Source organism: Planctomycetota bacterium (genome assembly GCA_018242585.1).
GTDB lineage: Bacteria > Planctomycetota > Planctomycetia > Pirellulales > PNKZ01 > JAFEBQ01.
The window spans coordinates 37,396-49,997 of the sequence record JAFEBQ010000028.1 but is presented as its reverse complement, the minus strand read 5'-3'; the positions used below and the strand labels follow the sequence as shown (position 1 = coordinate 49,997).

Annotated in this window: 11 protein-coding genes; 8 read left to right on the top strand and 3 right to left on the bottom strand. The window is 64.7% G+C overall.

From position 1 onward, the window contains the following. The first annotated feature begins 59 nt into the window (after positions 1-59). The 5 genes from JSS27_14785 to JSS27_14765 all read left to right on the top strand — a co-directional run bounded on the left by JSS27_14785 (position 60) and on the right by JSS27_14765 (position 5,594). On the top strand, positions 60-1,109 hold the full coding sequence (locus JSS27_14785) for a rod shape-determining protein (GenBank protein ID MBS0210211.1): 1,050 nt from the start codon (positions 60-62) through the stop codon (positions 1,107-1,109). Continuing rightward, positions 1,096-2,094, top strand: coding sequence for a rod shape-determining protein MreC (locus JSS27_14780; protein ID MBS0210210.1), 999 nt, complete (start codon positions 1,096-1,098; stop codon positions 2,092-2,094). Before JSS27_14785 ends, JSS27_14780 begins: the two co-directional genes overlap by 14 nt. Continuing rightward, on the top strand, positions 2,091-2,588 hold the full coding sequence (locus tag JSS27_14775) for a hypothetical protein (protein ID MBS0210209.1): 498 nt from the start codon (positions 2,091-2,093) through the stop codon (positions 2,586-2,588). Before JSS27_14780 ends, JSS27_14775 begins: the two co-directional genes overlap by 4 nt. Positions 2,589-2,616: 28 nt before the next feature. Beyond that, positions 2,617-4,833: a hypothetical protein gene (locus tag JSS27_14770; protein ID MBS0210208.1), complete on the top strand. Its 2,217-nt coding sequence runs from the start codon at positions 2,617-2,619 to the stop codon at positions 4,831-4,833. Between the two features lie 395 nt (positions 4,834-5,228). Then, positions 5,229-5,594: an STAS domain-containing protein gene (locus JSS27_14765; GenBank protein MBS0210207.1), complete on the top strand. Its 366-nt coding sequence runs from the start codon at positions 5,229-5,231 to the stop codon at positions 5,592-5,594. An 83-nt stretch (positions 5,595-5,677) separates the two neighbouring features. On the opposite strand, the gene JSS27_14760 is transcribed toward JSS27_14765, so the two are convergent. After that, the gene (locus JSS27_14760; GenBank protein ID MBS0210206.1) at positions 5,678-6,199 is read right to left on the bottom strand and encodes a GNAT family N-acetyltransferase; all 522 of its coding nucleotides are present in this window, start codon (positions 6,197-6,199) and stop codon (positions 5,678-5,680) included. 137 nt (positions 6,200-6,336) lie between these two features. Here JSS27_14760 and JSS27_14755 point away from each other — a divergent pair, with 137 nt between their 5' ends. Beyond that, a complete protein-coding gene (locus JSS27_14755) occupies positions 6,337-6,960 on the top strand; it encodes an FMN-binding negative transcriptional regulator (protein ID MBS0210205.1) in 624 nt (207 codons plus the stop codon). A 143-nt stretch (positions 6,961-7,103) separates the two neighbouring features. Here the strand turns inward: JSS27_14755 and JSS27_14750 are convergent, their stop codons facing one another. Then, entirely contained in the window at positions 7,104-7,331 is a 228-nt protein-coding gene (locus JSS27_14750; protein MBS0210204.1) for a hypothetical protein, read from the bottom strand. Between the two features lie 315 nt (positions 7,332-7,646). On the opposite strand from JSS27_14750, the gene JSS27_14745 reads away from it, so the two are divergent. Continuing rightward, complete coding sequence (locus JSS27_14745; GenBank protein ID MBS0210203.1) at positions 7,647-11,408, top strand: ThuA domain-containing protein; 3,762 nt, start codon at positions 7,647-7,649, stop codon at positions 11,406-11,408. A 126-nt stretch (positions 11,409-11,534) separates the two neighbouring features. On the opposite strand, the gene JSS27_14740 is transcribed toward JSS27_14745, so the two are convergent. Continuing rightward, positions 11,535-11,738, bottom strand: a complete 204-nt coding sequence (locus JSS27_14740) for a CPXCG motif-containing cysteine-rich protein (GenBank protein ID MBS0210202.1) — start codon at positions 11,736-11,738, stop codon at positions 11,535-11,537. Between the two features lie 255 nt (positions 11,739-11,993). Here JSS27_14740 and JSS27_14735 point away from each other — a divergent pair, with 255 nt between their 5' ends. After that, positions 11,994-12,572, top strand: coding sequence for a hypothetical protein (locus tag JSS27_14735; GenBank protein ID MBS0210201.1), 579 nt, complete (start codon positions 11,994-11,996; stop codon positions 12,570-12,572). Positions 12,573-12,602 lie beyond the last annotated feature (30 nt).

Here is a 12,602-nt window from a genome sequence, read left to right as displayed (position 1 = left end):
AATCTTAGTTTGACAGAGCACTAGCTAACCTTTTCTAATTCGCGCGCGGACGAGCAAGGATGCTCCATCGTTTCCGTGAACTGCTGGGTTCCGACCTGGCGATCGACCTGGGTACCGCCAACACGCTGATCAGCGTGGCCGGCGAAGGGATCGTCGTCAACGAACCGTCGGTCGTGGCCGTCGCCGAAGGTTCGCGCCGCGTCGTCGCCGAAGGTTGCGCCGTCGGGCACCTGGCCCGCCAGATGATCGGCCGCGCTCCCGGCGGCATTCACGTCGTCCGCCCCTTGCGCGAAGGGGTGATCACCGACTTCGACCTGTGCGAGGTCATGCTCCGCTATTTCCTCCGCAAGTCGCAACGCAGCCGCTGGACGATGCGCTCGCGAGCGTTGATCGGCGCGCCGGGCTGCATCACCCCCGTCGAGAAGCGCGCCCTCTATCACAGCGCCCTAAGGGCCGGCGCGCGCCAGGTCTTTCTGATGCCCGAGGCCAAGGCCGCCGCCATCGGCGTCGGACTGCCCATTCACGAGCCCGTGGCCAGCATGATTTGCGACGTCGGCGGCGGCACCACCGAAACCGCGGTGCTGAGCATGTCGGAGATCATCGCCTCGCAATCGGTTCGCGTCGGCGGCGATCTGATGGACCAGGCGCTGGTCGAATACTTGCGCCGCACGCGGAACCTGCGGGTCAGCGCGCCAACGGCCGAGCGCTTGCGGATCGAGATCGGCAGCGCCAGCCCAAAAGACGCCGAACTGACTCAGGACGCCAACGGCGTTGACGTGGTCTCGGGCTTGCCGCGGCGGATCACCGTCACCAGCAGTCAGGTGCGCGAGGCCCTGGTCGAACCGTTGACTCGAATTATCGATTCCATCAAGCGGACGCTCGAAGGCTGCACCCCCGATCTGGTCAGCGATCTGGTCGACCAGGGGATGGTGCTGGCCGGAGGAGGGTCGTTGCTGAGGGGACTCGATCGATTGATCACGGCCGAGACCGGGCTGCCGGCGCGCGTGGCCCCCGAGGCGCTGACCGCCGTGGCTCGCGGCACGCTGATCTGCCTGGAACAGCTCGATCGCTATCGCCCGTCGTTGGAGTCGAGCGATGACGAGCTCTAATCGCACCCGCCGCGCCCCCACCTGGCGGACGCTGATCGTCTGTCTGGTCGTGGCGGCGCTGTTGATGTTGTTGCCGCGGAGCTTTGTCGCCCGCTGGCAATTGGCTCATCGCCAACTGGTCGATCAGCTTGGCCGGCCGCTGCACGCCGTCAGTTCGATCGTCGGGACCGGCGCCACCTCGACCACTTCGGCTGCGGCCGGCGCGTCGCCAACCTCGGCCGATCAGTTTGCCCGCTTGGAACGTCGCCAAGCCGAGCTTGAACTGGCCCTGGCCGCCGCGCGCGGGGGGCAAGCCGCGGCGAGTGATGACTTGCCCTTGTTGACGCCGCGACTGGTCAGCGCGCGATTGTTCGGCCCACGGACGCGACGACTGGCCGCCAGTGAACAGTTGATTCTGCTCGACGGCGCGTCCGACGTGCCGCTCGACGCGCTGGTACTCGATACCGCGGCCCAGGCCGTAATCGACCGTGGCCACGCCGACGGCGTGCGCGCGGGGCAACTGGCGTTGGCCGGGCGGGCCGTCTGGGGCAAGGTGATTCAAGTCGAGTCGCAGACCGCCACCATCCGGCGGCCCACGCATCTGGGCTATCGCGACCTGGTTCAGCTGGCGCGCCGCGTTGACGATCAGCTTCGCCCAGGTCCGCGAGCGCTGCTCGAAGGAACCGGCGGCCAGCAATGTCACATCCGCATGGTGCCGCTGACCGAGTCGGTCGAAGTCGGCGACGAGGTCCTGGCCGCGGGCTGGGAAGGGCTGGTCGAGGTGCCGCTGCGCTATGGTCGCATCGCCCGGGTCGATCGCGAGCCCGGCGCGCGGCACTGGGACTTGTGGATGGAACCAGCCGCCAGCGATTCGCCGCGCGTCGAGGTGTTGTGCGCCGATTTGAATCCGGCCCGCGTGGCGCGCGACAAGGAGGCCGACGCGGCACCGCAGACCGCTGACCGCAAACCGATCGTTGCTCCCGAATCAGGAGTGCTCCGCCGATGACCTGCTTTGTGTTGCTACTGATCGCCTACGGCGCGTTGGCGCTCGAAACCGTGCTCACTGGGTTGCTCCCCGCCGCGGCTGTGCCCGATACCTTGGCCGCGCTGGTGTTGGCCTGGTGCCTGGTAGCGCCGGCGCGGTTGACCACCTGGGGCGCGGCCATGTTGGGGCTGCTCAGCGATTTGAACGGCTCGGGGCGCTTGGGTTTCGGTGTGGCGTTGGCCGTCACGGTGGCGATGGTGCTCGTGCGCTTGCGCGGGCCGGCCGCCACGGACGATTGGCCGCGCCGAATTATCGCCACATTGGGAGCCGCGCTGGTGATGGTGCTGCTGGCCGTGCTGCGCGAGCGGCTGGCCCTGGCTGACGGCATGGCGACCGGTGGCTGGTTCTTGCCGGGCGTGTCGATGGCGCTGGTCACGGCGGCGCTGGCCTTGGCGTGTGTGCCGGCATTGCGCAGTCTGTTCGGCCGTAACTGGCGACGTAGCGCCGCCTTCTAATCCATCGCGGGTCGCAACCATGCGCGACATGTCAAGCAACCGATGGTCCAGCAGCACCGCCGACCGCGCGCTGCACGATCCATTCGTGGCGGCGGGACGGTTGCGCTGGGGCTTCTGGCTGTTCGCGCTGTTGTGCGGCGCGGTTCTGGCCCGCGTGGTGTCGCTTGAGGTGAGTTACGGCGACCAGCAACGGGCCGAAGCCGCGAAACCGCTGGAACGATTCACGCTCGAACCGGCCTTGCGCGGGCGGATTCTCGCCGCTGACGGGACGGTGCTGGCCTATGACGAAGTGAACACCGGGCTGGCGGTTCATTACCGCTGGCTCGAAGAGCCGGTCAACGCCACCTGGCTGTGGCGGCAAGCGCTAGCCCGGCTGTCGCGCCGCGAGGCGCGCGATCCCACCCGACGTGCCCAGGCGCAAGACGAAGTATTGCAGGCCCGCGGCGCCCTGCGTCAGCAACTCTCCCTGCTGGCCGACACGGAACCAGCCGAGATTGACGCTCGCTATCGACAGGTGCAACGTCGCGTCGAGTTGATCGCCGCCGATGTCCGCCGCCGCCGCGAGCTGAAACACGCCACCCAGCAGGCGACGGCGCAAGCGATTGCCGAGTTGCCCTGGTGGCAGCAGGCGGCTTATGCGGCCCTGGGCTGGTTGCAACCGGCCGAGACGTACGATCCCGACGAACCGTTGGTCGTGGCCGAAGAGACCGACTATCACCTGGTCATCGAGCGGCTGCCACTAGAAGGAGTGGCCGCGATCGAAGAGCAGCCCGACGTGTTTCGCGGCGTGCGATTGGTCACTCGGGTCGAGCGGCGCTATCCGCACGGTTCGCTGGCCGCCCACGCCTTGGGCTACGCCACGCGCGCCATGCCGATCACGGCCGAACGTGCCGCCGAGGCCAAGCCGCGCGGGCAGATGGGCCTGGAACGACATTACGAGCCGCTGCTCGGCGGCACGCCGGCGCTGATCGTCGAGACCAGCGAGCGGAACGGCCGCCTGGTCGCGCGCGAAGTGCGACGCGACGCCGTGCCCGGGCGCGATCTGACGGTCTCGTTCGACGTGGCGCTACAGCGCTCGGCCGAGGCGCTGTTGGACGAAGCGTTGGGGCGCCGCGCGCACGGGGATGACGGCACTGGCAGGGCGCCGACCGGCGGCGCGATCGTCGCGCTCGATGTGCAGACCGGCCGGGTGTTGTGCTTGGCGTCGGGGCCGCGCTTCGATGCCGAGCGGTTCGCCGTGGCCGATGCCGACGCGCTGGCGGCCGCCAACAGCGACGGACGCAAGCCGCTGGTGGACCGGACGATCAAGATGGCGATTGCGCCGGGCTCGACGTTCAAGGTGGTATCGGCGCTCGCGCTGTTGGATCAGCCCGACTTTCGCCCACACATGCCGTTTGACTGCCAGGGCTATTGGGAGCAGCCGGATCGCTTGCGGTGCCAGTTGTTCCGTCGGCAAGGGATCGGTCACGGGCCGACGACCCTGAGCGACGCATTGGCTCAAAGTTGCAACGTCTATTTCTTTCATCACGCGGCTGAGATTGGTCTCGACCCGCTGGCCGGTTGGGCGCGGCGGATGGGGCTGGGCTCGGTGACCGGCATCGACTTGCCCGGCGAAGTGGCCGGGAATGTGCCGAGCGTCGTGGCCGATAATGGTCAACCAAAATTGCGTCGAGGCGAAGAGCGCGCCATGGCCCAGGCCGTCGCGATCGGGCAGGGGACGCTGACCGCCACGCCGCTGCAGATGGCTACGTTGGTGGCGGCCGTGGCCAACGGGGGGCGACGTGTGCGGCCGCACTTGCTGCGCGGCATTACGCCCACGTCGCTTGATCCTGGTGGCGCGAGTGATGCCGAACTGGCGGCGAGCGCGGCATTGGACGCGGCCGTTGGCGCTGGCGAGCCGATCGAGCGCTTGTCGCCGGCCATGCTGGCCGAGGTGCGGCGCGGGCTGCAGCGCGTGGTCGCCGACCCCGATGGGACGGCCCACCGGACGGTCTATTTCGACGAAGTGTCGATTGCCGGCAAGACCGGCACGGCCGAGACCGGTGGCGGCCGGGCCGATCATGCCTGGTTCGCGGGCTATGCGCCGGCCGAGCGCCCGCGGGTGGCGCTGGTGGTCGTGCTCGAACACGGCGGCGGGGCGGCCGAGGTGGCCGGCCCAGTGGTCAAGAAGCTGGTGCAGCGAATGGACCGGCTGGGCTACTTCGGCCGCGGCGATGGTGGCGTCCGTACCGCGGCGAGCCGGTGAGTTCAGCTCCGAGGATTAGCCACGGAGACACGGGGGGGCACCGAGAAGGGCACGGAGCGGACCAGGAAAGGACCAAGTACCGCTGGCCGAAGTTCAAGGTAAGTGGCAAAGTTATCTGGTTCATTGAGCCGTGGTCATCGGGAATTGGACCTCGGCGTCTTTTGCACGCGACCAGCGATTTCTCCGTGAGAACCTCCGCGACTCCGTGTCTCGGTGGCATAAAACACACGCGAATTGCCGCACTTTGTCGCGTTTCTTGACCGGTCCAAGCGTGGAGACTACAACGTAAACTCAGAGCCCAGGCTGTTTCAGCGGGAACGCTCGTTCCGGACTCGAGCAGCATCACCACTGGGTCATCGTTTTCGGGTTGGGTAATCGTTCACGGGAGTGGCCGCATGGGGGTTCATCGTCGTTTGGAAGTAGCCGAAGTGGGCGACGTGACGGTCGTGCGGTTCGTGGACCGCAAGATTCTCGACGATGCCAACATCCAGGAGATGGGACAAGAACTGTTCCAACTGGTCGAAGAAGATCAGCGGCAGAAGCTGCTGTTGAACTTCTCGCAGGTTGACTTCCTGTCGAGTGCCGCGCTGGGCAAGCTGATCACCTTGGACAAGAAGGTGAAGGCCCACGGGGGCAAGCTCCGCCTGAGCAACATCCGCCCTGAGATATTTGAAGTCTTCGCGATCACCAAGCTGAACAAGCTGTTCGACATCTGCGAAGACGAAGCGGCCGCGATAACTTCCTTTCAAGCCGAGGCTTGAAACGGAAACGATTAGCAATTAGCGGCTAGCGATTAGATAGGACATTCGCCGGACGCGTGGTCGTGATTCATCCGGTCTAATCGCTAATTGCTAACCGTTTCCTGCTCCGCCACAAACAGCCAATGATCGAAGTTGGCCAGTTGGTAGACGCCTTCGGCTCGGGTCATGCCCAGCTTGCGAGCCACGCCTTGCGACGGGACATTCTCGGGGCGAATCAACGTGATCGCTCGCCGCTGGCCGATCGTATTCCAGATGTAATCGCGCACCGCCGCGGCTCCTTCGGTGGCGTAGCCTTGTCGCCAATAGGGGCGGTGAACCAAATAGGTGATGCCTGCCTCATTGGTTCCGGTGGCCGACTGTTGCACCGGGCCAATCTGTCCGATCGGCGTGCCGTCGTTGCGCCGCTCGGCCAGCCAAATGCCATAGCCGTCGCGCTGGTAGCGAAGTAATTGCCGGTCGAGCCAGGCGAGCGACTCGATCCGGTCGAGCTGCTTGGGATACCAGCGCATCACCTCGGCGTCGGCCAGCATGGTGGCCAGAAAGTCGAGATCGTCAGGCGTCATCTCGCGCAACCGCAGCCGGGGAGTTTGTAAGATGGTTGGCATAAAGCTAGCCACGGAGGCACTGAGACACGGAGGTTGGCACGGAGAGGATTGAGAGAATAAGAATGCCTTCGTCTACGGCTTTTGTCTAATCGCTAATCGCTAACCGCTAATCGCTAACCGCTAATCGCTCTTCAGCCATGTACATCCCCGATCATTTTGCCGAGACGGACCAAGCCAAGCTGTTCGCGTTCATCGAGCAGCATAGTTTTGGGCTGTTGACTTCACAACTCGACGGAGGGTTGATGGCCAGCCATCTGCCCCTATTGCTCGATCGCGCGGCCGGCCCGCACGGCACGCTGATCGGCCACATGGCCCGGGCTAATCCTCACTGGCGGGCTGACGGCGCCGAGATGCTGGCGGTCTTCTCGGGCCCCCACGCCTACATCTCGCCCGCCTGGTATCAGGCCGAGCGGGTCGTGCCGACTTGGAATTACGCCGCGGTCCATGCGTACGGCCGGTTCGAGCGGATCGACGACCCAGCACAGACAGTGCAGATTGTGCGAGACTACGTGGCATTTTACGAACGGTCGTACGAGCGCCCTTGGCAAGTGCCGGCCAGCGAGACGGAGTTCATCGAGCAGATGGCCCGCGGCGTGGTGGCGTTCCGCATTCCGATCACGCGATTGGAAGGGAAGTGGAAGCTCAATCAAAACCATTCCCGCGAGCGGCGCGAGCGCGTGATCGTCGCCTTGCAAGCGCAGGGAGATGAAAACTCAATCGCCGTGGCGCGGTTGATGGAAGAAACGCTCGACAGCAAGTAAAACGTCTCGCAGACACACAAGCCCGGGAGTTTCACCCCCTGAGGCGCACATTGCGCCCACGCCAAAACAAAAACCCACGGGGTGAACCTCGTGGGCTTGTTCCGCAACAGAATGTACTGACCAGTCGCGTGATCGAACGCCGCTTAGAACTGGGCCGGCGTCTGCAGGGCCGGGCGGTACTTTGGCATCCGACCGTACGGTGTGTTCACATAGCGCGAGCCACCCGAGCGGCCATAGTAGCCACGCCCCGAACGGCCGGAGCTTTTGCCACCGCCACCTTTGCCGCGGGCTTCCGCCAAACTCGGCGCGATGACCGCCAGGATCAACAGCGCGACCAGTGACCAAGCTGACCATTTGCGCGACGCATTCATGCCTCGGCCTCCCCTCTTTCGTGAGTTGCAAAGCGGCGGCAATGCGTTGCCGCCCGTGCCTCCATTGTTTGACGGCGGACGGGCTGGCTACAACGGCAACCGGCCGGGACTAACGAAGGTTTAATTCGCCAGGTTACGAGAACCGTGGGAAACAGCGGACAAGTCACCACAGGCCCAGGGGGGCAACTCTTGGGCTTGTGAAGTCTAAATCGCCCCGTGGTAAAAACGCTCGCCTCGCGCGATTTTCCCTGTTATCCTCGGCGTTACTGCCGGTGATCCTGCCCAGTTCCCTCCCCCGAACTTTGGTCCCTTGCCATGTCCTGCGCATTCGCTCGTCGATTCGTACTGGCTCTCTGTTTCGTTAACTTCGCCGGCTGGTTGTCGGCCGACGAAAAGCCCGCCGCGGATCAAAAAGCCGTCGTCGACGCCAAGACGACTGGCGACGCGAAAGCCGCCAGCCCGCCGCACCATGTGGTGTTCCTATACAACGAGAATCACTATCGGCCGCAAGACACGTTGCCACCGCTGGCCAAACAACTCGAAGCCGAGCAAGGCTACCGAACCACGCTCGTCAAAGTCGAACCGGGTCGCGGCGCGGCCAGCCTCGACGCGCTGAAGACCGCCGACCTGCTGGTCATCTTCGTGCGCCGCGAAGCGTTGCCCCTGGCGCAACTTTCGGCGCTGCACAGCTACCTCGACGCCGGCAAGCCGCTGGTGGCCATTCGCACCGCCAGTCACGCATTCAGTCCCAAGGGAGCCGTCCCCGAAGGGATGGGCCCCTGGGAGACGTTTGACGCCGACGTGCTCGGCGGCAACTATCACGGGCACTACAAGGCCGACCTGGGGCTCGACGTGAAGACGGTCGAAGCCAATCGGGGTCACGAGATTCTCACGGGCGTTGACCTGAACGGTTGGCACGCGCCGGGCGAGTTGTACCAGGTGTCGCCGATTGCCAAGGATTGCAAGGTGCTGCTAACTGGCGCGATCGCTGGCCAGCCGGCCGAACCGCTGGCCTGGACGCGCAGCGTGAAGAACTCGCGCATCTTCTACACGGCGCTGGGGCACCCCGACCACTTTACCGACGCGCGGTTTCGCAAGCTATTGGCCAATGCCATGCAATGGGCGATGGCCGGCGGCGATCAACCCTTGTTTCCTTATCGCAAGTTGAAGCTGCGCGAAAGCGGCGAGGCCTTGTCGCCCGCCGAAGCTTACAAGGCGCTCACCACGTCGACCGGCCTGGAAGCGAAGCTGGTCCTCAACGAGCCGCAAGTGGCCCAGCCCATCTACATGAGCTTCGATGATCGCGGGCGGATGTGGGTGATTCAGTACCTGCAATACCCGTTTCCGGCGGGGCTGAAGATTCTGAGCGAGGATAAGTTCCTGCGCGCCACCTACGACAAGGTGCCGCCGCCGCCGCCGCATCACTTCCCCGGGCTCGACAAGATCACCATTCACGAGGACACCGACGGCGACGGCACATACGACAAGCACAAGACGTTCGTGCAAGGACTGAACATCGCGTCGGCGGCGCTCAAAGGTCGCGGCGGCGTCTGGGTGTTGAACCCGCCGTACTTGCTGTTCTATCCCGATCGAAACAACGACGACGTGCCGGACGGCGACCCCGAAGTACACTTGTCGGGCTTTGGCATGGAAGACACGCACTCGGTGGTCAACAGCCTGCAATGGGGGCCCGATGGCTGGCTGTATGCCGCGCAAGGGAGCACGGTCAGCGGCGCGGTCATCCGTCCCGGTCGCGACAAGCAATCGACCAACTCCCAGGGGCAATTGATCTGGCGCTACCATCCCGAAACGCGGCGCTATGAAATCTTTGCCGAAGGGGGCGGCAACGCCTTCGGCGTCGAGATCGACAGCGTGGGGCGAATCTTCTCGGGACACAACGGCGGCGACACGCGCGGGTTTCACTACGTGCAGGGGGGCTACTACCAGAAAGGTTTCGCCAAGCACGGCGCGCTGTCCAATCCGTTCACATTCGGCTACTTCCCCGCCATGAAGCACGTGAAGGTGCCGCGGTTCACGCACTGCACGATCATCTACGAAGGGGGCGCTCTGCCCGAGCAATATGCCGGCCGACTATTCGGCGTGCATCCCTTGTTGAGCCACGTCGTGTACAGCCAGTTGGACCGTGACGGCTCGTCGTTCCAAACGACCGATCTGGGGCACGCGGTCGATTCGACCGACGCTTGGTTCCGTCCGGTGGACATCAAGCTGGGCCCCGACGGGGCGATCTACGTGGCCGACATGTACGAAGGACAGATCGCGCACCTGCTGCACCACGAAGGCAAGATTGATCGGAGCAATGGACGGATTTACCGCGTGCAAGCCGCGGGGGCCAAGCCCGCGAAGCCGATCAATCTGGCGGCGGCTTCGTCGGCCGAGTTGGCCGGCTACCTGGCACACCCCAACAAGTGGGTCCGGCGGCAAGCACTCGTGGTATTGGGAGACAGGAAAGACAAGAGCGTCGCGCCGCAGTTGCTACAGAATTTGCAGTCCGAGCAGGGACAAGTGGCGCTCGAATCGTTGTGGGCCTTGAACGTGATCGACGCCTTGGACGAGGCGACAGCCCTGGCGGCCTTGAACCATGCGAATCCCCAGGTGAGGGCCTGGACCATTCGCTTGCGCGGTGACGCCAAGCAAGTGTCCCCCGAGTTCGCCGCCCGGCTTGAAAGCCTGGCCGCGACCGAAACCTCGGTTGAGGTGCGCAGCCAGTTGGCCTGCACCGCTCGGCGGTTGCCGACGGCCCAGTGCTTGCCGATTGTCGCGCGGCTGCTCACGCACAGTGAAGACGTCGAGGATATCCACCTGCCGCTGCTGTTGTGGTGGGCTATCGAGTCGAAGGCCGGCAGCGATCGCGAACAAGTCGCGGCCTTGTTCAAGGACGAGGCGTTCTGGAATCTGCCGCTGGTGTCCAAACACATTGCCGCGCGCGCCATGCGGCGGTTCGCGGCAGCCGGCACGCGCAAGGATCTGATGATCTGCGCGTTGTTGTTACAGCAATCCCCCGGCGAGGCGCACAGCAAGCTCTTGATGCAAGGGTTTGAAGAGGCGTTCCAAGGGCGGCCGGTGACGAACCTGCCGCCCGAGCTGCTCGAGGCCATGTCACGCTTCGGCGGTGGTTCGCTGGTGCTGGGCGTGCGTCAAGGCAAGGCCGACGCGCTCGAAAAAGCCCTGGCGGCCGTGACCGACGAAAAAGGAGACATTAGCCAGCGGCTGCAACTGGTGCAAGTCCTGGGCGAGGTGAAGCAGCCGCAGTGCGTGCCGGTGCTGTTGAGTGTGTTGGCGGCCACGACGGACGACGGGCTGAAGATGATGGTGTTGACCGCGCTGCAAAGTTACGACGCGCCGCAGATCGCGCCGGCGGTGATTGCCGCGTACCCGGACCTGACCGACGACGTGCGAAGCGTGGCTCAGTCGCTCTTGGTCGGCCGGAAGCGCTGGGCGATCGACCTGTTGGCGGCCGTCGATCGCGACCAGATTCCGGCTCGCGGCATTCCGCTCGACGTGGTTCGCAAGCTGACCGTGCATCGCGACGAGACGATCGCCGCCGGCGTGGCCAAGCACTGGGGCAAGATCGACGGGGCGACGACCGCCCAGATGCAGACTCGGATCGCGCAGCTGCGCGATACGCTCGAATCGGGCAATGGCACGCCGTACGAGGGGAAGAAGCTGTTCACCACCACCTGTGCCAAGTGCCATCAACTGTTCGGCCAGGGGGGGCAGATCGGGCCCGACCTCACGAGCTTCAAGCGCGACGACCTGAGCAACATGCTCGTCAACATCGTCAACCCCAGCGCCGAGGTGCGCGAAGGATTCGAGACGTACCAGGCCGTGACCAACGACGGCCGGGTGGTGATCGGTTTCCTGGTGGAGCGGGACAATCAGGTGGTGGTCTTGCGCGGCGCCGACGGCCAGAACGTGTCGCTGCCGCAAAGCGAAATCGAAGAGCTGGCCCGAGCGCCCAAGTCGATCATGCCCGAGGGGCAGCTCGACACGATGACCGAGCAGCAAGTGCGGGATCTGTTCGCGTACTTGCGCAGCACGCAACCGTTGGCGAATTGAGCAGTGGTCCGTGGTCAGTTGTCCGTTGCAGCGGAGCGATTAGCGGTTAGCAATTAGCGATTAGTACGAAGCAAAATGCAACTGACAACGGACATTTCGATAAACGCCTAACCCCTCTTTCCCCCCTCACTCCGGCTCGGCCCAGACTCGGGCGCTGCCGTCTTCGTCGATCTCGACGTGAATTACGTTCGCTCGACAGCAGACCGGGCAGTCTTCGACGTACTCTTGCGACTCGCCGGCGGACAGGTCGAGCGGGATCACGATCTCCTCGCCACAGGCGTCGCAGAGGTAGCTTCCTTCGTCTCGATCGCGCCGGCGTTTGGAATTCATAAAGAGGGACTAGAGGCTAGGGACTAGGGGAAGTTGCTGGTTGCGAGTTGCTAGAAAATGCAGTGACCATTGAAACATGCATGTGCGAAGGAAGGTCTTTCCTAGCCCCTAGCCCCTAGCCCCTAGCCCCTCTTCCTTCCAACCCTTTAATCATCACCAGCACCGGGAATCGCCGATAAAGAATGTAGCGGCCCGGGCCGCGCGCTCGCAAGGTTTGCCTGCGCGACTGGGTTCGCGTTCGATTTTGGTGCCCACGTGCGCAAGTCAATCTTCGCCGGTCTGTTCAGTATGTTGGCCTGGGCGACGGCCGTGGCGGTCGCCGGCGAGCCGGTGGGGGGGCCTTCGCTACCAGGCCTGCCCGTGCCGGACGATGCGCCGGTCGTGCCGCGCGGCGTCATTGCCGAGGAAGTGTCGCCGGCCCCGTTGCCGCTCATGCCGCCCCCCGCGCCGACCCCTGGCATTGCTCCGTTGGGGGAACTGCCGCCGGACATTTCTCCCTATGCCGAGCGCTGGCGGTATGTCGAGTACAACGGCCGCTGGTGGCACTACACGACGAACGGTCGCTGGATGTACTGGAGCGAAGGACGCTGGGTCGAGCTGCCCAGCGCGACGCTCAATCGCCGCACGGTCGCGGCCGCGCGCCCCAATGGCCATGAGCTGCCGCCAACCACTTATGTGCGTCCGCGCACCGGCGCGGTGGGTTACACCCAGCCACGCGCGACGATCGGAGTGGGCGTTGGCGTGCCGGTCTACGGCGGCTATCGACCGTACTACTACCCGCCGGCGTACTATCGCCCGCGACCGTACATTAGCCCGGCAGTGGGCGTGTATTAAGAGGCGGGAGGGGCTAGGGATTAGGGACTA